Origin of the sequence: Streptomyces sp. NPDC059695 (genome assembly GCF_042733785.1) — a bacterium.
GTDB lineage: Bacteria > Actinomycetota > Actinomycetes > Streptomycetales > Streptomycetaceae > Streptomyces.
Map to the genome: position 1 here is coordinate 89,221 of NZ_JBHWFF010000006.1, position 22,699 is coordinate 111,919.

A 22,699-nucleotide genomic window follows, 5' to 3' on the forward strand; every position below is an offset into this window, starting at 1 on the left:
CCCCATGACACGCCAGGTCCGCGCCTCGGCGGGCAACCGGCCGGTTCTGGCCGTGGCCCTCGTGCTCACGCTCGTCGCGGGCGGCTTCGCGGCCTGGGAGGGACGGGGCTGGTACGCCGCGGCCCACGACGACTCCGCGGCGTACGCCGTGCAGCGCGACCGGGCACTCGCGGCGGGTGAGCAGGCCGTGCAGAACCTCAACACCCTCGATCACCGGCAGGTCGACCAGGGACTCGACCTCTGGGAGACCTCGACGACCGGCGAGCTGCACCAGCAACTGGTCGACGGGCGCAAGGAGTTCACCAGCCAGGTGAGGACGGCGAAGACGGTGACCACCGCCCGGGTGCTGTCCGGGGCCGTCACCGAACTCGACGACCGCGCGGGCCGGGCCCGGCTGCTGGTCGCGCTGCGCATCACCGTCACCACGCCCGACAGCAAGAGCTCGGAGAAGGACAGCCGCATGCTGGGCGAACTCACCCGCACCGACGGCCGGTGGAAGCTCAGTGCGCTGGGGCAGGCCCCCGTGGGCGGCACGGCGACCGGCTGACCGGACCGTTCCGTACGCGCGAGCCACCAGCACCCGAAAGGACACGCACGATGCCGACGCCCCGCCACCACCTCAACCGTCAGCGCCGCCGCCAGGCCCTCGCCGACCAGCCGGCCACCGCGCCGAGGGCCTCCGCGGCGAGGACCCACGCGGCCGTCGCTCTGCTGCCGGAGCCCGTGACCACGCCCGAGCGGGAACCGGAGGCGGTGCCCGACGGGGGCACCCCGGCTCCGGCACGGGACACGACACGCCGCCGGTTCTCCCCCCTGGTGGTGCTCTGCCTCCTGACCCTCCTCCTCGGCGGCTTCGCCGGGTGGGCGCACAGCAGGGCGGACGGGCTGCGGGACGACCCGGCGCGCGGCAACACCGCCCTCACCGACCTCGCCCGCACCAGCGAGATCAAGGGGCAGACCGCCGCGGCCGTCGCCGCGCTCTTCTCCTACGACCACGCCGACACGGGGCCCTTCGAGCGGGCGGGAAAGACCCTCCTCACGGGCAAGGCGGTGGCCCAGCACAAGGCGCTGTTCGGTGGGGTGCTGGCCCAGGCGGCCCGGCAGAAGACGGTGATCACCACGACGGTCACCGACAGCGCGGTCGAGCGGATCGACGGGGACCGTGCCCGGGTGCTGGTCTACGCCGACCAGAGCAGTGTGAGCACGGCCGGATCCGGCAAGGCGAAGGCGGACGACCAGGGCGTCTACGCGGGCGCCATGTTCGCCCTGGACGTCGTGCGCCGAGACGGCCGCTGGCTCGTCGAGGGCATCGACACCTTCGGCCGGTGACGGTCCCGGGGGTCTCCGCTCAGGGCACGGAGCGGACGACGACGAGCGAGCCCTGATAGCTCGACCGTGCGCGCAGATGGCCGAGGCGCTCGTCCCAGGCCCCGGAGTCCAGGTCCTCGCGCAGGGTGCGGTCGAAGTGCTCGCGGGTGTCGTCGCCGACGAAGCTCCAGGCGGAGCAGGCCTGTCGGGCGGCGGGGTCGAGCAGCATCTCGGGGCGGCCGTAGTACGCCTCGTTGAAGCCGTCGGTGCAGTCGAACGGGATCGGGACGGCCTCGACGGAGACCGTGCCGCCGAGGGCGTCGGCGATCTCGGCCACGGGCGGGTACCGGCGGGCCTCCGTGTCGAGGACCTCGGGGGCGTACGCGTACAGCCAGAAGTCCCGCACGAGCGCGGGGTCGCAGGTGAGGACGGTGACCGGGCCGCGCGTGACGCGGCGCATCTCCCGCAGGCCGGCGGGGACGTCGCTCCACTGGTGCACGCTGAACAGGGTCATCGCCGCGTCGAACGCGTCGTCGGGGAACGGCAGGTCCTCGGCGACGGCGTCGACGGCCTGCGGGAGGCCGTCCGGGCGGCGGGCGCGCATGGCGGCGGACGGTTCGACGGCGGTCACCGTGCCCCCGATCCCCTCGTACGAACCGGCGCCCGCACCCACGTTGAGGACGGTCCGTGCCTCGCCGAGGGACCTGGCGATGAACCGCGCGATGCGCTCGTCGGGCCTACGGGTCGTCATCTGCCTTACCTCGCCTCGTGAGCAGGAACAGCGGAAGCGGACGGAGCCCCTCGGGACCGACGCCGCTCGGCGCCGCCGCTCGGCAGGCGCACCACCATCCTGTATTTGCGGGGAGTGGTTCCGCAATCACCTCATGAATGCTTGGTGCATCACCCAGTTCGAGGAGTATTTGTGATGTGGAGCTTTGGAGGTGCGAACAGGAGGCGGGCGTCAGGGCCAGAGCCGGCGGCGCTGCCACCCGGCCGGCTCCCTCTCGTACCGGAGCCGCACGTGATCGCGGCTCCGCGCGGCCTGCCAGAACTCGACGACATCGGGAACGAGCCGGTAGAGGGTCCAGGCGGGGTCGACGAGGTCGGGCCGCTCCTCGATCCTGGCGACGCTCTCCTTGAGCGCCCGGTCGCGCGCGTCCGGGTCGGTGAGGTAGCGGCTCTGCCGGCCGAGCAGGGCCTCGGCCCGCGCCGTGTCGGAGCGGGCGAGGAAGTCCGCCGCCGCGCGCTCCGCCGCCTCGGCCCGTACCGCGCCCCGCACGCGGACCTGGCGGCCGAACTCCGCCCAGTAGAAGGTGAGCGCGGCGCGGGGACCCCCGGCGAGCTGGACCCCCTTCGGGCTGGCGGCATGCACCGCGAACTGGAAGCCCGACGGATCCACGTTCTTGAGGATGAGCACGCGGGCGTCGGGATCCCCGGCCTCGTCCACCGTGGACACCGTCATGGCGTGCGGGTCCGGGATCCCGGCGTCGACGGCGGCGGTCAGCCACGCGAGGAACAGCGCGGAGGGTTCGGCGGGAGCCGTCTCGGGGGCGAACCCGGGCATCGGGCGGTCGAAGACCTCGATGCCGCGCAGCCAGTCGCGCACGGTCGGCGAACCGTTCTCGGACATGTGCATCTCCCCATCTCCTGGCGGGTGGTGGTGATCAGAGGGTGACGACCGTCGCCTCGGTCGCCTTGACGCTGGTCCAGACGGACACCCCGTCGGCGAGGCCGAGTTCGGCGGCGGCCTGCGGGGTGATCTCGGCGACGAGGTCGGGGGCGACGTCGGAGGTGACGAGCACCCGCAGCCGGCTCCCGCTGGCCGTGATCTCGCGTACGGTGCCGGGCCAGACGTTACGGGGGCTGCCGGCGGGCTTCTCGCGGTGGACGGACACCGCCTCGGGCGCCACGATCGCGAGCGCCGGGGTGCCGGCGGGCGGCGGATCGGCCGCGACCAGGGTGCCGCCGTCCGCCAGGGCGAGGCCCTCGGGCGTCGCGGTGCCCGGCCAGGCGTTGCGGCCCAGCATGCGGGCGACCCAGGGGGACCGGGGGTGGCGGGTGACCTCGGCGGGGCCGGCGTCCTGCAGCGCGCGGCCCTCATCGAGGACGAGCACGCGGTCGGCGAGGGAGACGGCCTCGACGGGGTCGTGGGTGACGATGAGACAGACGCCGCCGAATCGCGCGAGATGGGTGCGCAGGGTGTGCCGCACGTGGCCGCGGGTGGTCTGGTCGAGGGCGGCGAGCGGCTCGTCGAGGACGAGGAGCCGGGGGCGGGCGGCCAGGGCCCGGGCCAGGGCGACCCGTTGGGCCTGGCCGCCGGACAGCTGTCCGGGGCGGCGGTGGGAGAGGTGGCCGACGCCGAGCCGGTCGAGCCAGCGCTGGGCCTCGCGCCGCGCCCGGGCGCGGGCGACGCCCTGGGCGCGCAGGCCGTACGCGGTGTTGGCGAGCGCCGACATGTGCGGGAAGAGCGCGCCGTCCTGCGGGACCCACGCGACCCTCCGCCGGTGCGGGGGCAGGGCGGTGACATCGGTGCCGCCGAGCGTGAGGTCCGCGTGCGCGCGCGGGGTGAGCCCCAGGAGGGCGCGGAGCAGCGTGGTCTTGCCGGCGCCGTTGGGGCCGACGACGGCGATGGTGGTGCCCGGCTCGGCGTCGAGGGTCAGCCGGGTGAAGCCGGTGACCTCGGCGTGCAGCGCCCAGCGCTCCCCGGACTCCTCGGTCTCCGGGGGGACCTCCGCGGTCCCGCTGGGGGCCGGTCCACCCGGGGCGCCGGTGTCGGGTTCGGGTGCAGGTGCGGGACGGGGGTTCCGGGCCGCCGGGGTTCCGGTCCAGCGTCCGCGCAGGGCGACGAGGACGGCCATGGCGATGGCGAGCAGCAGGAGGGAGACGGAGGTGGCCGCCTCGGGCTCGTCCTGGAGGAGCAGGTAGACGTGGAGCGGGAGGGTCTGGGTGGTGCCGGGCAGGTTGCCGGCGAAGGTGATGGTCGCGCCGAACTCGCCCAGGGCGCGCGCCCAGGTGAGGGCGGACCCGGCGACGACGCCGGGCGCCACCATGGGCAGCGTCACGGTGAAGAAGACGCGGACCGGTGAGGCGCCGAGGGAGGCGGCCGTCTCCTCGTACCGCGGCCGGAGCCCGCCGAGCGCGCCCTCCAGGCTGATGACCAGGAACGGCATGGCGACGAAGGTCGCCGCCAGGACGGCACCCGAGGTGTGGAACGGGAGCGTGATCCCGAACGTCGACTCCAGCCAGGGACCGAGGAGACCGCGCCGGCCGAAGGCGAGCAGCAGCGCGACACCGCCGACGGTGGGCGGCAGGACCATCGGCAGCAGCACCAGCGAGCGGACGAGGGCCTTGCCCGGGAAGCTCACGCGGGCGAGCAGCCACGCCAGCGGCACCCCGAGCAGAAGGGAGAGCCCGAGCGCCCAGAACGAGACGAGCAGCGAGAGCTTCAGCGCCTCGACCGTCCCCGGTGCGGTGAGGTGCCCGGCGAGCTCGCTCCACTTGGTCCGCACGAGGATCCCGACGAGCGGCAGCGTCAGGAGCGCCACGGCCAGCAGCGCGGGCAGGGCCAGCGTGAGCGGCGGACGGGCACCCGGCCTGCGCGTGCCTTCTTGTTTCATCGAGTGACCCCGCAGAGACGACGACATGAGGACGAGGGTCTGTCCGTTCCCCCGGGACGGACAGACCCTCGTGATCCGAACGAGCCGGGATCCGCTACGGCTTCTGGAAGCCGGCGTCCTGGAGGATCTTCTGGCCCTCGGGCGAGGAGAGCCAGGCGACGAACGCGGCGGCGGCCTCGGCGTTCTTCGAGTCCTTCAGCGTGGCGGCCGGGTACTCGGCGATGGCGTTCTGCGCGTCCGGGATCTCGACGGCGTCGACCTTGTCCTTGGCGCTCTCGGCGTCCGTCTTGTAGACGAGACCGGCGTCGGCCTCGCCGAGCTCGACCTTGCTGAGCACCGCGCGCACGTTGGGCTCCTGGGAGACCGGCTTCACGGTGATCTTCTGGGCGTCGAGGACCTTCTTGCTGTACTTGCCGGCCGGGACCTCGGGCGCGGCGAGGACGACCTTCAGCTTGGTGTCGGCGAGGTCCTTCAGGCTGCCGACCTTGTGCGGGTTGCCCTCGCCGGTGGCGATCACGAGCCGGTTCTTCGCGATGACGGCCGGGGTGCCCGTGTCGGCCTTCACCTTGTCCATGCTCTTGGTGTCGGCGGTGACCAGGACGTCGGCGGGGGAGCCCTGCGCGACCTGGGCGACGAGCTCCTGCGAGCCGGCGAACGAGAAGGTGAGCTTCGTGCCCGGGTGGGCCTTCTCGTAGGCGGCGCCGGCCGTCTTGAAGACGTTGGTGAGGGAGGCCGCGGCGAGGACCGTGAGGTTCGCCTCGGGCGCGGCGCTCGGGGAGCCGGAGGCCGTCGAACCGGCGGTGTCCTTCTTGGTGTCGTCGCTCGAACAGGCGGCGAGCGGCACGAGGAGCGCGGCGGTGAGGACGGCGGCGGCCGTACGGCGTCTGGCGGGCGTGAGGGTGAGGGACATGAGGGTCTGATTCTCCTTGGGGACGAACGGAAGACGTACGGGGGCCGGCCGCGCCGACGGCCGAAGTCCTGCGGGGCGGTACTGCGTGACGGGTGGTCAGGTGCGGTCGATGTGCACGCTGGTCGATTTCACGCGGGCGGTGGCCTGCATGCCGACTTCCAGTCCCAGCTCCTCCACGGCCTCACGGGTGAGGAGCGAGACGAGGCGGTGCGGCCCGGCCTGGATGGTCACCTGGGCCGCGATGTCACCGAGCTTGATTCCGGTCACGATGCCCGGGAAGGCGTTGCGCGCCGAGGTGTAGGACGCGTCGTCTTCGTCGCTCTGGCCGATCTCTTTGGAGAAGGCGGCGAGCGACCGGCCGTCGATGACGCGCCGCCCGCTCTCGTCGCGGTGCGTCGCGACCCGGCCGGCGTCCGCCCAGCGCCGCGCGGTGTCGGGGCTCACGCCCAGCAACCGTGCGGCCTGCCCGATCGTGTAGGACTGCATGTGCCACACCGTAGGGCGCTCTTCCTCTCATCTGCAACAACCCCGTAGGACTCTCCATCGCGAATGCGAGATGCCTTGGAGAAACGTACGGGGTGGACCGCGGAGGGCGGATGGGGCGGGTGGAGATCCTCCATCCCGGCCCGCTCGATCCTGGGGGAACATCCGAGAGGTATTTCGCCCCTCTGGCTTGGCACCTACGATGAAGCGACTCGTATTCGCCTGGTGAATGTGAGGGGCGGGCTCGGCCCGTGAGCACACAAGGAGTTCCGCATGCAGGTCGATCACCTTCTCCGTCTCGACCGTCTCGACCTCTCTCTGGTCTGGGGGGACGAGGCGCTCCTCGGTCAGGAGATCGGCGGAGTGACAGCGACCGATCTCGAGGATCCGGCGCGGTTCCTCCAGCCGGGTGAGGTCGTGCTCAGCGGCCTCGTGTGGTGGGCGCCTGACGGCGATCCCGCCAAGACCGACCGGTTCGTGTCCGCCCTCAGCGAGGCGGGCGCGGTGGCCCTGCTCGCCGGGGAGGAGACGCACGGGGAGGTGCCGGCGGAGCTCATGGAAGCCTGCCGGAACCACCGCGTCGCCCTGCTCGGCGTCCCCGCGCACACCAGCTTCCGGGCCATCACCGAGGCCGTCTACCTGCGGCAGTGGGGCGAACTGAGCCGCCGCCCCACAGATCACTACGCGCTGCCGGAGAACGTCCGCGTCGACCTCGACCGGGCTCTGGAACGCGGCGCGCCGCCGAGCGAACTCCTCGACCTCGCCTTCGCCCACCTCGGCACCCCCGCCTGCCATCTGCTCAGCGGCAGCGGACGCACGGTCGCCCGCACCACGACGGCGCCGGAACTCCCGGCCCGGCGCGCGGTGGAGACGCTGCGCGGGCGGCACGGCGCCACGGTGCGGATCGAGGCCGACGACAGCGTCTTCGACGCCTGGTACCTGCACCTCCCGGAGGACGGCCAGGCGCCTCCCCGGATCCTGCACGAGATCGGCGAGCTCGTCGGCCGCCACCGCCGCCGCCAGGACCGGCGCACGGCACCCCGCAGACGCGCCCAGGAGGCACTGGTGGCCCGGGTGTGCGCGGCGTACGGGGAGGTGAACGGCCTGGAGGAGGCGCTCCGTTCCTGCGGGCTCGACGCCGCCCCCGCGTACACCGTGGTCGTCGCCGCCTCGGGCGGCTCGGGAGACCGGGGCGACGCCGCCGCGGCGCTCACCGAGGCGCTGCGGCACCAGACGTCGGTCGCGTTCGCCGCCGCCGGACTCGGTGAGGGGGAGGCCGTCGCGGTGCTGGCCCACGAGCCGGGCCCCGGCGAGGAGGTGCCGGCCCGGCTCCGCGAGGTGTGGCCGCTGCTCCACGCCTGCCGGCCCGGCGCCGCGCTGCACGCCGGCGTCAGCGACCCCGTCCGCAGGCCTGCCGACCTCCGCGGCGCCCTCGCCCAGGCCCGCTACGCCCTGGAGGGCGCCCGCTCCACGGCGCCGGGTGCGGCCCGGGTGGCGCGCCTCGCCGACCTCGCGGACCTCAGGACGCTGCTCGCCGGTGTCCCGGCCGACGTGCGGGCGGTGTACCTGGACACCGTCCTCGGGCCGCTGCTGCGCGCCGGGAAGGGTTCGCACGCGACCCTCCTGGAGACCCTGGAGGTCTTCCTGGCGCACAACTGCTCCTGGGCCAGGACCGCGGAGGCCCTGCACCTGCACGTGAACACCGTGCACTACCGCATCGACCGCATCCAGGCGCTCACCGGCCGGGACCTATCCCGCCTCGACCACAAGCTCGACCTGCGGGCGGCGCTGCTCTGCCGCTGAGCGGGGGCGCGGGTCAGGGCAGGTCGATGTGCACGCTGGTCGACTTCACGCGCGCGGTGACCGTCACGCCGACGTCCAGGGCCAGTTCGTCGACGGCCTCGCGCGTCAGCAGCGACACCAGGCGGTGCGGCCCGGACTGGACCTCGACCTGCGCCGCGACGTCGTCGATCCGTACGGCCGTGACGATCCCGACGAACGAGTTCCGCACGGACGTCGGCACGTCGTGCTCCGGCACGGCGTGGAGCCCGGCCCCGCGCTCCGCCGCGAAGCGGGCCAGCGCCACCCCGTCGATGACGCGCTTGCCGGCCCCGTCGCGCTCCATGCCCAGCTTGCCGCCGTCCGCCCACCGGCGAACGGTCTCCGAACTCACTCCGAGCAGCTGCGCGGCCTGCCCAATGCTGTACGACGGCACACCGGCACTCTAGGCCAAGGAAGCCCCGGGAGGCGCGCCCCCCGGCGTGCGGTGCCGTGCATGATGGCAGCGGTCTTTCCGGAGGGGGCACAGATGAGCCGACAGGATCGCGCGGACGCCTTGGACGCCGAGTTGACGACCCGACCGCTGCCGCCGGCGGCCGTGTCCGTCCTGGGCGGGTGGCTGGCGGGCACGGGGGCGCCGTACGCGCGGGGCACGGGGGCGCACGCCGTGCCGTTCGCGCCCGAGCGCTGGTCGAGCGTCCCGGCCTGGCCCGCGTCGGCGGCCCCGGCGGCGGGCCCCCTCAGCCGCGCCCGGGTCACGGACGTCGTGCGCGAGGCGGTACGGGGCGGCCGGTGGACCGAAGCACTCGCCGTCCCGTACGCCTGGGGGCACGGAGGCACCGGCTACGGTCCCCACCGGCTCCGGAACATCCTGGCCGCGCCGCATGCCCCGCGTGTGCTCGCGGAGGCGGCCTCGGTCCTGGGTGAGGACGGCGCGGTCGAGGCCTATCGCGTGCTGCGCGGCGCGCTGAAGGGACTGGGACCGGCGTTCTTCACCAAGTTCCTGTACTTCGTCGACCAGGCCGCGGACGCGCCCGCCGCCCCTCGCTCACCCGCCGCCCCTCGCGCGCTCGTCCTGGACCGGAAGGTCGCCCGCGTCGTGCGGGCGCACGCCGCTCGCGTCGGACGCGAGGCCGACCTGCCGGCGGCGGCCGGGACCGCGGCCTGGATCTGGTCCGACGGCGGCTGGACGGAGCACCGCTACGCCGTGTACCTGCGCTGGGTCGCCCACGCGTCCGGGCAGCTCGCCTCCGCCGGGATCGGATGGCCGCAGGACAGCCCGGACCTGCTCGAACTCGCCCTGTTCAGCGAGGTCTGGGATCCGGCGCGCTGACTCCTGGCCGGAAGGCCCCCGTTCAGGGGGTGGCGCCGGGGGCGCCGAGGGTCCGCCACCGGCTGCCGCGGGTCCGGACGTGGACCTCCGCGACGTACCGGCGGGCGACCTGGACCCACGCGGTGTGCTCCCGGACGACCACCGGCTCACGTCGTCGCCGCCAACCGCGCCTCCGCCCCGTCCAGGAGCGTGTCGAGGACGAGGGGATAGGCGCTGTCGTTCATCCGGCCCGCGAGGAGGCGCGCGGTGGCGGCGATGTGCGGATGGGTCGCGGCGGGCAGCCGGGCGTAGGTCGAGGTCCACATCTCCTCGTCCGCCTCCCGGACCTCGTCCTTGATCGCCAGCGCGCCCGCGTCCAGGGCGGCGAAGGCCAGCGCCAGGTCGATGAAGGCGTGGTAGACACCGACGGCGTCGGCGTCGGCGAAGCCCGCACCGCGCAGGATGCCGAGGATCGTCTCGTCCACCTCGATCTCGCGCGGACGGCCCGTCACCCGGCTGGCGGTCAGCAGCGCCGCCTGGGGATGGGCGAGGTACGAGGCGTGAATGGCCAGTCCCAGGGAGCGCAGGTCGGCGCGCCACGTGCCGGTGGCCGTCCAGCTGTCCAGGGCCCGGCCCATCAGCTCCTCGCCGATGGCCCGGGTCAGCCCGTCCAGTCCGGCGAAGTACCGGTACACGGTGCTCGGGTCGGCCCCGAGCGCCGCACCCAGCCGACGGGCGGTCAGCCCCGCGCTCCCGTGCTCGCGCAGCATCCGCAGCGCCGTCTCCACGATCAGCCGCTCCGACAGCACGGTGCCCTGGCGGGTCGGCCGCCGCCTGCGCCGCTCCGCCTCGGGGACCACCTTCTTCGGCACCGCGCCACCACCCCGTCGCCACCCGCGTGTCCTTATGCCAACGTCGTAGACTTTAACTGCCGGGGTCGTGTTCCATCGAGGCGTCCCCGGGCGTTCGCCGGGACGGACTCGACGAATGGGTGTGTGACATGCGTGTACTTCTCGTGGGTGCGGGCGGCGTCGGAACCGCCGTCACCCGCATCGCGGCCCGCCGCGACTTCCTGACCCACATGGTCGTCGCCGACTACGACCTCTCCCGCGCGGAGGCCGCCGTGTCCGCGCTCGACGACCCGGACGGCCGGTTCGCCGCCCGGCGGGTGGACGCCTCCGACGAGGCCGCGGTCCGCGCCCTCCTCGTCGAGGAGCGCTGCGACGTCCTGCTGAACGCGACCGACCCCCGCTTCGTGATGCCCCTGTTCCACGCGGCACTCGCCGCGGGCACGCACTACGTCGACATGGCGATGTCGCTGTCCGTGCCCCACCCGACCGCCCCCTACGAACAGTGCGGGGTCAAGCTCGGCGACGAGCAGTTCGCCCTGGCCGGGGCCTGGGAGGAGGCCGACCGCCTCGCCCTGGTCGGCATGGGCGTCGAACCGGGCCTGTCGGACGTGTTCGCCCGCTACGCGGCCGACGAGCTCTTCGACGAGATCGAGGAGATCGGTGTCCGCGACGGCGCGAACCTCACCGTCGAGGGGTACGACTTCGCCCCCTCCTTCAGCATCTGGACCACCATCGAGGAGTGCCTCAACCCGCCCGTCGTCTACGAGAAGGACCGCGGCTGGTTCACCACGGCGCCCTTCAGCGAGCCGGAGGTCTTCGACTTCCCCGAGGGCATCGGCCCGGTGGAGTGCGTGAACGTCGAGCACGAGGAGGTTCTCCTCATGCCCCGCTGGGTCGACGCGCGCCGCGTGACGTTCAAGTACGGCCTCGGCGACGACTTCATCGCCAAGCTGAAGACCCTCCACGAGCTGGGCCTGGACTCCACGGCGAAGGTCACCGTCCCCGGATCGGACGGCCCGGTCCAGGTCTCCCCGCGCGACGTGGTCGCCGCCTGCCTGCCCGACCCGGCCACCCTCGGCGACCGCATGACGGGCAAGACCTGTGCCGGCACCTGGGTCAGGGGAACCAAGGACGGCGCGCCACGCGAGGTGTACCTCTACCACGTCGCCGACAACGAGTGGACGATGCGCGAGTACGGTTCCCAGGCCGTGGTCTGGCAGACCGCCATCAACCCGGTGATCGCCCTGGAGCTCATCGCCGCCGGCACCTGGAAGGCGAGCGGGGTCCTCGGCCCGGAGGCGCTCCCGCCCCGCCCGTTCCTCGACCTGCTGGGTGAGTACGGTTCCCCGTGGGGCCTGCGCGAGGAGCGCTGACCGGCAGCGCACCGAAGGTCCCGGGGGCCGCCGGGCTCAGGGCCGCCCCGGGGGCCGCCGAGGTCACGGCCGGTGCCGCTCGAAGCGGAGGTATCCGTACCCCTCGCCCTCCCGCGGTGCCCGCGTCCAGGAGCGGGTGGTGAAGGTGCGGAGCCTGCTCCTGGTCAGGGCGAGCCGGGGCAGCGAGAGCCCGAGCGCGGTGTGCAGCGCCCGAAGGGCCCGTCGCACGCCCTCCTCCTCGCGGTCCTCCGGGCGGAAGAGCCGCGCCGGGTCCAGAGCCTCGGGAAGCGCGCCGGAGCACTCGGCCTCCGCACCCCGCACGGTCAGGGAGCACAGCTCCTCCCCGTCCTCGGCCACCGACAGGTGGAACGCGCCCGTACCGTCCCCGGGGGACCGGCGCCAGGGGTCGCACCACACGGCGACCGCCCGGCCGGACGCGGACGCGGCCGCGGCGGGAGACCGGAACGTCGGCGACAGACGCGCACTCGAGTAGCCGTCGAAGGCGAAGGCCCACGCCTCCGCCGTGCGGCCGACGGCCACCACGGCGCGGTCCTCCCAGAGCTCCACCCCCTCCCGCTGGTGGGGCCTGGGAGCCCGCCAGGACGTGGTGCGGGCATCGACCGGCCCGCTCAGCTCCTCGCCCTCCTCGCCGATCAGGGCGGGCAGCCGGGCCGGGTCGGCCCCCTCCACCCAGACGCAGCGGAATCCGTCGAACGACTGCTGGTGCGCGACGGGCTCCGTCAGCCAGACGAGGCCCGGCGGGTCGAGGTCCGGCACCGGTTCGGGAGCGGGACCCGACTCCCCGGCCCGCGGCGTCGCGAGGATCTCCCGCCCGCGCTCGGGGGTGACCAGCACGCCCAGAAGGGGATCGGCGAGCAGCCCGACCGGGGCGATGAGCGAGGGACCCGGCGCCTCCCACAGCGGCAGCGCCTCCCGCAGGATCCGCCAGGCTGCGTCGGTCGGTCCCCAGCGGGCGGACTCCCGTGCCTCGGCGACGGCCCTGCCCCACGGCCCGGGTGGCGCGTAGCGGTGCGTGCCGTCCCGCAGCGAGCCCAGGACCGTCTCCAGCGCTTCCCGGGGAACCCCTCGGGCCGTCATCGTCCCGAGCCAGTGGTCGTCCCCGCCGGGCCTCCACTCCCCTCGTGCCGACGGCGCGGCCTGCACGGGGAGGACCTCGGGGAGATACCGGGGGTCGGCCGCCAGGAAGCCGTAGTCCGGTGAGGTGCCCGGAGCCATGAGGTGCCGTATCTGGTCGAGGAGGACACGGCCTCCCGGCCGCCCGAAGGAGCGTGCCTCCTCGAGCACCGGCACCGCCTCCTCGTACCGGCCGCGCAGGGCGAGCCGGCGGGCCCACTCCACGCGGGCGTCCTGGGCGCGCGTGGTCGCGTTCACGAACTCGGGGCTGCCCGCCCGCTCGGCGTGGAACCCCCGGTACATGGCCTCCATGTACGCGCGGAACGACGGATGCCGGTCGGGCACCTCACCGCTCCACCCCTTGTACACGTACAGCGCCCACTCGCCGTCCTCGTCGAGGTCGCCCGGGTCGAGCAGCGCGTGGGACGCGTCGGACTCCGTCTCCAGCCGCAGCGCCCTCCGCCACATCCCGGCCAGGAGGACCTCCTCGGCGCTCGGTTCCTCACCCAGACGCTCCTCGTACAGCGCGGTCATGGCGTGCGGATCGCCGAACCACTGGATGTCCGCGGCACCGCCGAGCCGGTGGATCGCGGCCGGCTGCTCCACGACCCACCCGTCGCTGACGGCCAGGAACTCCCGGTACGAGGGCGGCAGCCGCACTCCGAGACGCTTCTCGGCCGCGACGATCGCGGCCGCGTCCGCCCCGGGCTCACCGAGGGGGATCCCGGACTCCTCGCCTTCCGCGTCGGGGTGCGGCACCCACTCGTCCTGCCAACGCCGCAGGAAATCGTGCCAGTTGAAGGACTCGTGACTCATGGTTCGGATGGTGTCATCCGGGACTGACAACGTCCCCGGCCCCTCGCGCCGGAGCCTGAACCGGACCGTTCCGGACCGTTCCGGACCGGGACCGGACCGGGACCGGAGGCCCCGAACCGGCCCGACCACCGCCACAGGTCCCGGCAGGGGGGTGCCTCAGTAGCGGAGCAGACCCCCGTCGACGCGCTCCCAGGCGGAGCGGAGTTCGGCGAGCCGCGTCGGCTCGAACCGTGCCCGGTCGGCCTGCTCGCGGGAGTCCTCCGACAGGTGGAAGAGCTGGTCGCGGCCGGACTTGCCGCGGTAGTACTTCCAGTCGCCGCGCCGCAGCGCCCGCTCGCCCCGCACCCGCCAGAACAGGTCCCGCTCCGGCACCTCGGCGCCGCGCAGCAGGTGTCCGGCGAGGCTGGTGCCGTCGAGGGGGTACGCGGGGTGGGGGCGGGCGCCGGCCAGTTCGAGCAGGGTCGCCGTCCAGTCGGGCGAGAACACCGGCAGGTCGCTGACCTGGCCGCCGTCGATCCGGGCGGGCCAGCGCAGGATCGAGGGGACGCGGATGCCGCCCTCCTGGAGCGAGCCCTTGTTGCCGGCCAGCGGCCAGTTGTACGAGAACCGCTCGCCGCCGTTGTCGCTGCCGAAGAAGACGAGGGTGTCCTGCTCCTGACCGGAGCGCTTCAGCGCCTTCAGGACCTGTCCGACCGAACGGTCGAGGTCCTCCACCATCTCCTTGTACTTCTCCACGGAGCCGCCGTCCTGGTGCCAGAGGGCGGAGCCGTCGCCCGCCTTGATGCGGCGGACGATCTCGTCGCTCGCCTCCTTGTCGCCGTCGGCGATCCAGGGCCAGTGCGGGGTGGTGAAGTTCAGGTTGAGCAGCCAGGGCTTCTCGTGGTCGCGGGCGACGTACTCGCTCGCCCGCTCGGTGAGGATCCGGGTGTAGTAGCGCAGGTCCTTGTACTCGGCGTCGCCCTCGTAGAGGTCGTACTCGCCGCCCAGGCCCAGCTTGGAGTAGTACTCCAGCGCCCCGCCGAAGTTGCCGAAGAACTCGTCCCAGCCCGAGCGGGTGGGGGAGTAGTCGGGCAGGTAGCCGCAGTGCCACTTGCCGATGAGGGCGGTGGCGTAGCCGGAGTCCCGGAGCAGCGAGGCGAGCGTGGGGTGGGTGGGCTCCAGGCCGACGGACCTGTCGGCGATCGGCTCGGCGAGCCCGCCCTTCGTACGGCCCGGGTAGCGGCCCGTGTAGAGGCTGAAGCGGGTGGGGGAGCAGGTCGCGGAGCCGGAGTACGCGTCGGTGAAGCGGACGCCCTCGCGGGCGAGCCGGTCCAGGTGGGGCGTGTGGATGTGCGGGGAGCCGTACGAGGAGAGGTCGGCCCAGCCGAGGTCGTCGCCCAGGATGAAGAGGATGTTGGGCCGCCGGGAGTGGCGGCGCGGCTGGGCGGCCCGGAACGGACGCTCCCGCGCGTCGGTCGCGGGGGCCGCCTGCGCGGCGGGCGCGGTGGTGCCGAGGGCGGCCACGGCGGCGGCGCCGGCGGCGACCCCGCCGAGGGCACGGCGGGACAGGGGCGTGGACATACGGGTCTCCAGAAGGGCGTGCGGACGAGCGGGCATGCCTCCGGGGGCCCGGCGGGCGGGGGACGGTGCCGCGGGCGGGGCGTGCGGAGGAGCGTGGTGGTTCGGCGGGGTGAGCGGACCCGGCCGTCAGGGGCAGCGACAGACCGCGCCGGCGACGCGGACGAGGTCCACGTGGCGGCGCCGGACGAGGGTGACCGATCGGTCACGCATGGGCTGCATGGGGCAGGAGTCTTGCCGGGCCGGGAGGGTGCGTCAACGGCGTACGCCCTGGTTGACGCGCGTAGTTCGCGTGATCGACACGCTCGTGCAATGCGGGGAGGCGTGCCGTGCCGCGCCACGTCGTGGGAAGGGCTGCCGGACCGTCACCCGGCGGTCGTCCGGGGAGGGAGCCGCGTGCGGTGCCGGACGTTCCCGGCGCCGCACGCGCGTCACGGGGTCGCCGTCCCGTTGTCCCTTCGGGGTGTGCCTGCGGCGGTGTGCGGGGTCAGGCGGTGTGCAGGGTCAGGCCGTAGCGGCCGAGGATCTCGTTGACCGGCTGGAACCACGTCTCGCCGCCGGAGGAGCAGTTCCCCCAGCCGCCGGAGGTGACGCCCTGCGCCTGGTCGCCGCTGAGGAACGAGCCGCCCGAGTCGCCGCCCTCGGCGCACACACTGGTCTTCGTCATCTGGTGCACGGCGCCCTGGCTGTAGTTGACGGTCTCGTTCTTGGCGAGGACGGTCCCGCAGTGCCAGTGGGTCGTCGACCCGGACCGGCAGACCGAGGCGCCGACCGGCGCCTCGGCGGAGCCCCGCACCAGCTGGTCGGGGACGGTGCCCCAGCCGAGCACCACCGGCACGGTCCACCAGCCGCTGTGGATGCCGACGTACGCGTAGTCGTCGCCGGGGAACGACGAGCCCTGGAAGGTGCCCATCGCGGACCCGTCCCAGCCGCGCACCGAGGCCCCCGCCCCGCCGCAGTGCCCCGCCGTGACGAAACCGCCGTACACGGAGAAGCCGATCGAACAGCGGACGTTGCCGGTGTAGTACGGGTCGCCGCCCACGGTGCCCGCGGCGTACGTGCGGGGTGCCCCGGCCGTCTCGGCGACGGTGACGGGACCGCCGGCCCGCGCCCGGTCCACGAAGGCCCGTACGGCGGGAGTTCCGCGTTCCGCCCGTACGACCGTGACGACGACGCTGTTCGACCGCGGGTCGACGTGCCAGCCGGCGACACCGGCGGGCGCGTCGAGCGCGTCCAGGCGCGCCGCGGCACGGTCGAGCGCGGCGGCGCCGTGCCGGACGAGGCGGGTGTCGGCGCCCAGCGCCCGGACCTCGGCCTCCTCGGCGGGGTCGGTCAGGGCGACGACGAGCCGGCCCGTGGCCGGGTCGAACCACGAGCCGCCGTAGGCGCTGCCCGACGTCCGCCGGGCCGCCTGTTCCACGGCCGCGGCCGCCTTCTCGGCGCGCAGCCGCTCCTCCGCCCGGGCGGCGGTGAGTCCGAGATCCCGCCGCATGGCGTCGAGCAGTCCGGCCGAGGCGGCCGGCGCGGTGGCGGAGGGCTCCGGTGGCGGGGTCGCGTCCGCCGCGCCGGTGGCGGCGCCCAGTCCGAGCGTCACGAGCAGCGCGGCGAGGGCGGCGCGCAGGGGGGTGGTGCGTTTCACGAGTCCTCCTGGGGTGGGGAGTCGAACGCTTGAGAGCGCTCTCAATGAACGCCGGGCGCCACGCTAACGGGCTTTGATTGTCAGGTCCATACCAAGAATTGGCCTCGGTGCGCCGGTCGCCCTCCGGCCACCGCTCTCTGGCGGGGCGCGGGCTCGCAGATGTTGTGCACCTGCATGCGAATGTAGTACTTCTTATACATGAGCGAGCAGGTGCACAACAGGCTGGCCGTTGTCAGAGCAGAGCGGAAAGTGTCGCGCCAGGCACTGGCCGAGGCAGTGGGCGTCCACTACCAGACCATCGGCTACATCGAACGCGGCCAGTACAACCCCAGCCTCGACCTGGCCCTGAAAGTGGCCCGGTTCTTCGGGCTCCCGGTGGAGGCGCTGTTCTCCCTGGAGCCGTTCCAGCCGCTCACCGACGAGGTCTACGGGAGGAAACAGAAATGACCGCGACGCGCTACGACCGACGGATGTACGCGGTGATGAACGACCGCCGGGCGGCCGCCGCCTACGCCACCGCGCCCCGGCGCCGCCTGCTGGTGGGGGCGCACATCGCCCTCACCGCCATCGGGGTGGGGGCCTGGATCGCCACGGTCTTCGGGCCCGGATACGGGCAGCTCGTCGTGGTCGTCGCGGTGCTGCTGCCCTGGATGGTGCTCACCGGCATGCTCAACGGATCCACGCGTGGACTGCTCGAACTGCGGGGCCGCATGCTCGACGAGCGCCAGCTGATCGAACGCGACCGCGTGCGCGCCCTGGCCCACCGCATCACCCTGTGGCTGCTCCTGGCCGTCGCGGGCGGCGTCGGCACCTACGGGCTCCTGACGGACGCGCCCCTGCGGGCGGCCGTGACCCCGGTCCTCGTCGGCGTGCTCGCCGTCCACTGGATGATGCCGCTGTGGGTGGCGGGTCTGCGGGTCCAGGACGACCTGGGCGACGACGTCGGCGACGCGTCCTGAGACCCGCCGCGATCAGGCCGTACGGGGGGCGGCCTGCTTCGCGGCGGTGACGAAGGCGCGGATCAGGGCGTGGTCCTTGACGCCGGGGGCGGACTCGACGCCGCTGGACACGTCGACGCCCCAGGGCCGTGCCCTCTCGATCGCCTCGGCCACGTTGTGCGGTGCGAGGCCGCCCGCGAGCAGCCACGCGCCCTCGGGGCGGGCCGACGCGAGCAGCGAGAGGTCCCAGGGCTCGCCGGAACCCGCGCGCGGAGAGTCGAGGAGGAGGACCTCCTCGCCGTGGGCGCCGACCCGCGTGTCGGGCCGGTCGCTCAGGGACGTGGCCCGCCACAGCCGCGGGAAGACCTCGGCCGCGGCCGCGAAGTCCCGCTCGCCGTACGCGGTCCCGTGCAGCTGGAGGGCGCCGAAGCCGAGCGCGGCGGCGATGCGGGCGGCGTCGACGGCAGGGGTGTCGTTGACCACGAGAACGGACAGGACGCCCTGCGGAACATGCGCGGCGAGCAGCGCCGCCCGGTCCCGGTCGAGCCCGCGCACACTGGTGCCGCTGATCACCAGGCCGACCGCGTCCGCGCCGGCGGCGACGGCCACGTCGATGTCGGCGGTGGTCCCGAGCCCGCACACCTTGACGAACACGTGTCTCTCCTCTGCTGAGCCCGGCGCGGCACCCCGAGCCTACCGACCGCCGGCCGCCCGCCGATCACCGCGTGCCGGGCACGTCGCACGGCGTGTGCGGACCCCGTGTGCGGACCCCGTGTGCGGATGGCCCGGTCGGCGCACGCTCCCCGGGCCGTGTCCCCCACCGCCCTCGGCGGGTCACTCCGAGGCCCGTGCCTCCACCGCCGGACGCGAGGCGTCGCCCGTCGCGTCCAGGCCCGCGAGGAGGCGCAGTCCGTCCTCCGCGGGGCTGCCCGGGGGAGCGGACAGCACCAGCAGTTCCGTGCCCGAGTCGTCGGGCAGCGCGAAGTTCTCCTGGTGCAGTTCGAGGAGTCCGACCAGCGGGTGCCGGTACGCCTTGCGGCCGTGGGTGCGGGCGCGGACGTCCGCGCGGGCCCACAGACGGCGGAAACGTTCGCTGCCCATCGCCAGCTCGCCGACGAGCGAGGCCAGGCGCGGGTCGTCGGGATGCTTCCCGGCGGCCAGGCGCAGATGCCCGACGACATCGAGGGTGCACGTCTCCCAGTCCGCGTAGAGCCCGCGCTCGGCCTCCTCCAGGAAGATGTGCCGTGCCGTGTTCAGACCGGGTATCGGCCGCCCGTACAGCAGATGGGCGAGACGGTTGCCCGCAAGGACGTCCAGGCGGTGGTTCATGATCAGCGCGGGCGCGTCGGCGACGAGGTCGAGCATGCGCAGCAGCTCGGGCCGCAGGCGCCCGCCCGGCGTCTTCGCGGGACGCCGGCGCTGCCGGGCGAGCCGGTACAGGTGCCCGCGTTCCGTCTCGTCGAGTCCGAGGACGCGCGCGAGCGCGTCGAGCACCTGCTCCGAGGGCTGGGTGGCCCGCCCCTGCTCCAGGCGGACGTAGTAGTCGACGCTCACCCCGGACAGGTGCGCGACCTCCTCGCGACGCAGCCCCGCGACCCGGCGCCGGCTGTCCGTGGGGATGCCCACCGCCACAGGGTCCACCCGGGAACGCCGGGTCCGCAGAAATCCCGCGAGATCGTCCATGCCGCCAGTATGGCCGCGGCCCGGCCCGCGAAGGTGGCCCTGCCAGTACCAGGAAGCCCGGTCCTACGGAAGCGCCGCCCCTGAACAACGGCGGCCCCGGGGCCCAGGATCGAAGCCATCCGATCCGAAGGAGTCCCCATGAAGACGCTCATCGTCCACGCCCACCCCGAGCCCGCGTCGCTCAACGGCTCGCTGAAGGACCTCGCGGTGTCCACCCTGGAGTCCGCCGGTCACGAGGTGCGCGTCAGCGACCTGTACGCGATGGGGTGGAAGGCGGTCGTGGACGCCACCGACTACGGCCCCGCCGCCTCCACCCCGCTGAAGGTCGCCCGGGACTCGGGCCGCGCCTTCGACGCCGGAACGCTCACCCCGGACGTCCTGGCCGAGCAGGAGAAGCTGCTGTGGGCCGACACGATCGTCCTCCAGTTCCCGCTGTGGTGGTACACCATGCCCGCGATCCTCAAGGGCTGGGTGGACCGCGTCTTCACCTACCGCTTCGCGTACGGCGTCGGCGAGCACAGCGACACCAAGTACGGCGAGCGCTTCGGCGAGGGCACCCTGGCCGGGAAGCGGGCCCTGCTGTCGGTGACCGTCGGCGGCCCGGAGTCGCACTACGCCGCCCGCGGGATCAACGGCCCCATCGACGACCTGCTGTTCCCGATCCAGCACGGCATCCTCTACTACCCCGGCGTCGACGTCCTGCCCCTGTTCGTCCTGTACGGCTCCGACCGCATGTCCGAGGAGGACTACGCGACCGCCGCGAAGGCGTACGAGCAGCGCCTGCTCACCCTGGAGTCGACGGAGCCGATCGCGTTCCGCCGCCAGAACTTCGGCGACTACGAGATCCCCTCGCTGCGGCTGAAGGAGAGCCTGGAGCCGACGGGCCGCACGGGATTCGGCCTGCACGTACGCGGCTGACGCCGGCGACCGAGGGGTCCGCGCCACGGGTAGCGTGACCGCCATGAAGGTGGGAACCGAGGAGACCCGGCTGGTCGTGCTGCGGGGCAACAGCGCCTCGGGGAAGTCGACCGTCGCGGCCGGCCTGCGTGAGAGGTTCGGCCGCGGCCTCGCCCTCGTCGGCCAGGACAACCTCCGCCGCGTCGTCCTGCGCGAGCGCGACCGGCCCGGCGCCGCGAACATCGGCCTCATCGACCTGACGGCCCGCTACGCGCTGGACGCCGGGTACCACGTCGTCGTCGAGGGCATCCTCTACGCCGACCACTACGGCGACATGCTCGGCCGGCTGCGCGCCGACCACCGTGGCCCGACCCACGGCTACTACCTGGACGTGCCCTTCGGCGAGACCCTCGCCCGCCATGCCACGAAGCCGATCGCCGTCGAGGTGGACGCGGCGCGGCTGAGCGACTGGTACCGGCCCGGTGACCTGCTGCCCGGCGGCGTGGAGACGGTCATCGGTGCCGACAGCGCCCTGGAGGAGACCGTGGACCGGGTCATGAGCGAAACGGGGCTGGCCCGCCTGCCCGCCCGGGACCGCTGACCCGGCGAAAAAAGTCGTCCCGCGTTCCTGTCACATTCCCCTCCGCGGCTCCGTCAGTGCGGTGAAGACGCCGACGAGAGCGCCGGCGCCGCTCCCCGAACGGAAGACGGAGACCCGCCATGACGAACGACACCACCGCCTCGATCTCCCGCATGCCCAACCCCGGCGAGTTCGTGCCCGAGCTGGCCGATGTCAGTGCCGCGCTGTTCCGCGCCACCGGCAACCGGGCCGTACCCCGCACGACGATCAACCTGATCCACCTGCGCGCGGGGCAGATCGTGCACAACACGTACCTCACCGTCCTGAACACGAGCTTCCTGCGGAAGGCCGGAGAGTCCGAGGAGCGGATCACCGCGGTCTCCTCCTGGCAGGACGCCCCCTACTTCACCCCGGCCGAGCGGGCCGCCCTCGCACTCGTCGAGGCCACCCTCCAGCCCGCCCCGCACGGCCGCGAGCGCGTCACCGACGAGGTGTACGCGGAGGCCGCCCGGCACTACGACGACAAGGCGCTCGCCACGCTGACGATCGCGATCGGCCAGATCAACTTCTTCATCGCCCTGGCCCTGATCGGCAAGCCCCAGCCCGTCGAGTCCCTCGCCGACCAGCAGTGGGACTGACCACCGGGAGCGACGCGCTTGACCCTCACGCGGCGTGATGCCGCATCGTCGGGGCCATGGAGGAACACCTGACCGTGGGACGCGTCGCCGAACTCGCCGGCGTGAGCGTCCGCACCCTGCACCACTACGACGAGATCGGCCTCGTGCGGCCGTCCGCGCGGACCCCGGCCGGCTACCGGGCCTACGCGCCGGGCGACGTGCGGCGACTGCGGGAGGTGCTCGCCTACCGGCGGCTGGGCTTCGGACTGCGCGAGATCGCCGATCTCGTCGACGACCCGGCCACCGACGCGGTCGCGCACCTGCACAGGCTCCGCGCCCTGCTGCTGGACCAGCGCGACCGCGCCGCCGCGACGGTGCGGGCCATCGACAGGGAACTGGAGGCACGCGCCATGGGGATCAGCACGACCCCGGAGGAGCAACTGAAGGTGTTCGGACCGCAGTTGTACGAGACGATCGGATCCGCCTACCCGGCGACACGGCACACCGACCCGCGGATCGCCGCGCGGGTGTGGGAGGCGCTCGGGGACGCGAGGACCGTACTGAACGTGGGCGCCGGCACGGGCTCGTACGAACCCCCGGACCGCGAGGTCACCGCCGTCGAACCATCCGCCGTCATGCGGGCACTGCGTCCGGCGGGAGCGGCGCCGTGCGTGGCCGCCGAGGCGGAGAGCCTCCCCTTCGAGGACCAGTCGTTCGACGCCGCGATGGCGTTCAGCACCGTCCACCACTGGCAGGACCCGATCGCCGGCCTGCGTGAACTGCGGCGCGTGGCCCGGCGGGTGGTGGTGTTCACGCACGACGACAGCGAGACGGGCTGGCTGAACCGGTTCTGGCTCAGCCGCGACTACCTGCCCGAGGTCGGAGGCCTCGTCACGGGCCGGCCCTCGGTGCAGGAGCTGGCGGGCGCGATCGACGCCCGTCTCGAGCCGGTGCTCGTCCCCTGGGACTACGCCGACGGCTTCTTCGAGGCCCACTGGCGCCGGCCGGAGGCGTGCCTGGAGGAGCCCGTGCGCCGCGCGGTGTCGGTGTGGACCCGGGTCGGGCCTGAGGCCGAACGGCGCGCGGTGGACGCGCTGCGCCAGGACCTCGCCTCGGGCCGCTGGGCCGAACGGAACCGCGAGCTCGTGTCCCTGGACGCGGCCGAACTGGGCCTGCGCCTCCTCGTGGCCTGAACCGCACCCGAG

Annotated in this window: 24 protein-coding genes; 11 read left to right on the forward strand and 13 right to left on the reverse strand. The window is 73.7% G+C overall.

Features of this window, described 5'->3' with window-relative positions; all coding sequences use genetic code 11:
* Window positions 1-4 precede the first annotated feature (4 nt).
* The gene (locus ACFV2S_RS09840) at window positions 5-547 is read left to right on the forward strand and encodes a nuclear transport factor 2 family protein (protein WP_385555905.1); all 543 of its coding nucleotides are present in this window, start codon (window positions 5-7) and stop codon (window positions 545-547) included.
* Between the two features lie 50 nt (window positions 548-597).
* A complete protein-coding gene (locus tag ACFV2S_RS09845) occupies window positions 598-1,329 on the forward strand; it encodes a hypothetical protein (RefSeq protein ID WP_385555907.1) in 732 nt (243 codons plus the stop codon).
* A 19-nt stretch (window positions 1,330-1,348) separates the two neighbouring features.
* On the opposite strand, the gene ACFV2S_RS09850 is transcribed toward ACFV2S_RS09845, so the two are convergent.
* From ACFV2S_RS09850 to ACFV2S_RS09870, 5 genes are all read right to left on the reverse strand, one after another.
* Entirely contained in the window at window positions 1,349-2,059 is a 711-nt protein-coding gene (locus ACFV2S_RS09850; protein ID WP_385555909.1) for a class I SAM-dependent methyltransferase, read from the reverse strand.
* A 210-nt stretch (window positions 2,060-2,269) separates the two neighbouring features.
* Window positions 2,270-2,938 (reverse strand): pyridoxal 5'-phosphate synthase, encoded by a 669-nt coding sequence (locus ACFV2S_RS09855; protein ID WP_385555911.1) that lies wholly within the window; start codon window positions 2,936-2,938, stop codon window positions 2,270-2,272.
* A gap of 34 nt (window positions 2,939-2,972) precedes the next feature.
* Window positions 2,973-4,925, reverse strand: a complete 1,953-nt coding sequence (locus tag ACFV2S_RS09860; protein WP_385555913.1) for an ABC transporter permease — start codon at window positions 4,923-4,925, stop codon at window positions 2,973-2,975.
* A 94-nt stretch (window positions 4,926-5,019) separates the two neighbouring features.
* Window positions 5,020-5,835: a molybdate ABC transporter substrate-binding protein gene (gene modA, locus ACFV2S_RS09865; RefSeq protein WP_385555915.1), complete on the reverse strand. Its 816-nt coding sequence runs from the start codon at window positions 5,833-5,835 to the stop codon at window positions 5,020-5,022.
* A gap of 96 nt (window positions 5,836-5,931) precedes the next feature.
* A complete protein-coding gene (locus ACFV2S_RS09870) occupies window positions 5,932-6,321 on the reverse strand; it encodes a molybdopterin-binding protein (protein ID WP_383790710.1) in 390 nt (129 codons plus the stop codon).
* 270 nt (window positions 6,322-6,591) lie between these two features.
* On the opposite strand from ACFV2S_RS09870, the gene ACFV2S_RS09875 reads away from it, so the two are divergent.
* Complete coding sequence (locus ACFV2S_RS09875) at window positions 6,592-8,121, forward strand: PucR family transcriptional regulator (protein WP_385555917.1); 1,530 nt, start codon at window positions 6,592-6,594, stop codon at window positions 8,119-8,121.
* A gap of 13 nt (window positions 8,122-8,134) precedes the next feature.
* Here ACFV2S_RS09875 and ACFV2S_RS09880 read toward each other — a convergent pair whose 3' ends face one another.
* Entirely contained in the window at window positions 8,135-8,533 is a 399-nt protein-coding gene (locus tag ACFV2S_RS09880; RefSeq protein ID WP_385555919.1) for a molybdopterin-binding protein, read from the reverse strand.
* Window positions 8,534-8,626: 93 nt separating this feature from the next.
* Between ACFV2S_RS09880 and ACFV2S_RS09885 the strand changes: the two genes are divergently transcribed.
* Entirely contained in the window at window positions 8,627-9,430 is an 804-nt protein-coding gene (locus ACFV2S_RS09885) for a hypothetical protein (RefSeq protein ID WP_385555921.1), read from the forward strand.
* Between the two features lie 146 nt (window positions 9,431-9,576).
* Here ACFV2S_RS09885 and ACFV2S_RS09890 read toward each other — a convergent pair whose 3' ends face one another.
* Window positions 9,577-10,281 (reverse strand): TetR/AcrR family transcriptional regulator, encoded by a 705-nt coding sequence (locus ACFV2S_RS09890; RefSeq protein ID WP_385555923.1) that lies wholly within the window; start codon window positions 10,279-10,281, stop codon window positions 9,577-9,579.
* Window positions 10,282-10,409: 128 nt separating this feature from the next.
* Between ACFV2S_RS09890 and ACFV2S_RS09895 the strand changes: the two genes are divergently transcribed.
* Window positions 10,410-11,633 carry a saccharopine dehydrogenase family protein gene (locus ACFV2S_RS09895; protein ID WP_385555925.1) on the forward strand — a complete coding sequence of 408 codons (1,224 nt, stop codon included), beginning with the start codon at window positions 10,410-10,412 and terminating at the stop codon, window positions 11,631-11,633.
* A 63-nt stretch (window positions 11,634-11,696) separates the two neighbouring features.
* Here ACFV2S_RS09895 and ACFV2S_RS09900 read toward each other — a convergent pair whose 3' ends face one another.
* The 4 genes from ACFV2S_RS09900 to ACFV2S_RS09915 all read right to left on the reverse strand — a co-directional run bounded on the left by ACFV2S_RS09900 (window position 11,697) and on the right by ACFV2S_RS09915 (window position 16,779).
* Window positions 11,697-13,583 carry an SMI1/KNR4 family protein gene (locus ACFV2S_RS09900; protein ID WP_385555927.1) on the reverse strand — a complete coding sequence of 629 codons (1,887 nt, stop codon included), beginning with the start codon at window positions 13,581-13,583 and terminating at the stop codon, window positions 11,697-11,699.
* 156 nt (window positions 13,584-13,739) lie between these two features.
* A complete protein-coding gene (locus ACFV2S_RS09905) occupies window positions 13,740-15,143 on the reverse strand; it encodes a sulfatase (protein WP_385555929.1) in 1,404 nt (467 codons plus the stop codon).
* 126 nt (window positions 15,144-15,269) lie between these two features.
* The gene (locus ACFV2S_RS09910; protein ID WP_385555930.1) at window positions 15,270-15,362 is read right to left on the reverse strand and encodes a putative leader peptide; all 93 of its coding nucleotides are present in this window, start codon (window positions 15,360-15,362) and stop codon (window positions 15,270-15,272) included.
* A 265-nt stretch (window positions 15,363-15,627) separates the two neighbouring features.
* Window positions 15,628-16,779: a S1 family peptidase gene (locus ACFV2S_RS09915; RefSeq protein WP_385555932.1), complete on the reverse strand. Its 1,152-nt coding sequence runs from the start codon at window positions 16,777-16,779 to the stop codon at window positions 15,628-15,630.
* A 198-nt stretch (window positions 16,780-16,977) separates the two neighbouring features.
* Here ACFV2S_RS09915 and ACFV2S_RS09920 point away from each other — a divergent pair, with 198 nt between their 5' ends.
* Window positions 16,978-17,226, forward strand: coding sequence for a helix-turn-helix transcriptional regulator (locus tag ACFV2S_RS09920; protein WP_385555934.1), 249 nt, complete (start codon window positions 16,978-16,980; stop codon window positions 17,224-17,226).
* Window positions 17,223-17,738: a hypothetical protein gene (locus tag ACFV2S_RS09925; RefSeq protein ID WP_385555936.1), complete on the forward strand. Its 516-nt coding sequence runs from the start codon at window positions 17,223-17,225 to the stop codon at window positions 17,736-17,738. The genes ACFV2S_RS09920 and ACFV2S_RS09925 overlap by 4 nt, the downstream gene beginning before the upstream one ends.
* 12 nt (window positions 17,739-17,750) lie before the next feature.
* On the opposite strand, the gene ACFV2S_RS09930 is transcribed toward ACFV2S_RS09925, so the two are convergent.
* A complete protein-coding gene (locus tag ACFV2S_RS09930; protein ID WP_385555938.1) occupies window positions 17,751-18,371 on the reverse strand; it encodes a phosphoribosylanthranilate isomerase in 621 nt (206 codons plus the stop codon).
* Window positions 18,372-18,551: 180 nt separating this feature from the next.
* Complete coding sequence (locus tag ACFV2S_RS09935; protein WP_385555940.1) at window positions 18,552-19,400, reverse strand: helix-turn-helix transcriptional regulator; 849 nt, start codon at window positions 19,398-19,400, stop codon at window positions 18,552-18,554.
* Window positions 19,401-19,538: 138 nt separating this feature from the next.
* Between ACFV2S_RS09935 and ACFV2S_RS09940 the strand changes: the two genes are divergently transcribed.
* The 4 genes from ACFV2S_RS09940 (at window position 19,539) to ACFV2S_RS09955 (ending at window position 22,687) form a co-directional block, all read left to right on the forward strand.
* Window positions 19,539-20,318 carry an NAD(P)H-dependent oxidoreductase gene (locus ACFV2S_RS09940; protein WP_385555942.1) on the forward strand — a complete coding sequence of 260 codons (780 nt, stop codon included), beginning with the start codon at window positions 19,539-19,541 and terminating at the stop codon, window positions 20,316-20,318.
* 43 nt (window positions 20,319-20,361) lie between these two features.
* The gene (locus tag ACFV2S_RS09945; protein WP_385555944.1) at window positions 20,362-20,898 is read left to right on the forward strand and encodes a kinase; all 537 of its coding nucleotides are present in this window, start codon (window positions 20,362-20,364) and stop codon (window positions 20,896-20,898) included.
* Between the two features lie 119 nt (window positions 20,899-21,017).
* Window positions 21,018-21,515: a carboxymuconolactone decarboxylase family protein gene (locus ACFV2S_RS09950; RefSeq protein WP_383798381.1), complete on the forward strand. Its 498-nt coding sequence runs from the start codon at window positions 21,018-21,020 to the stop codon at window positions 21,513-21,515.
* Window positions 21,516-21,571: 56 nt separating this feature from the next.
* The gene (locus ACFV2S_RS09955) at window positions 21,572-22,687 is read left to right on the forward strand and encodes a MerR family DNA-binding transcriptional regulator (protein ID WP_385555946.1); all 1,116 of its coding nucleotides are present in this window, start codon (window positions 21,572-21,574) and stop codon (window positions 22,685-22,687) included.
* Window positions 22,688-22,699: the final 12 nt, after the last annotated feature.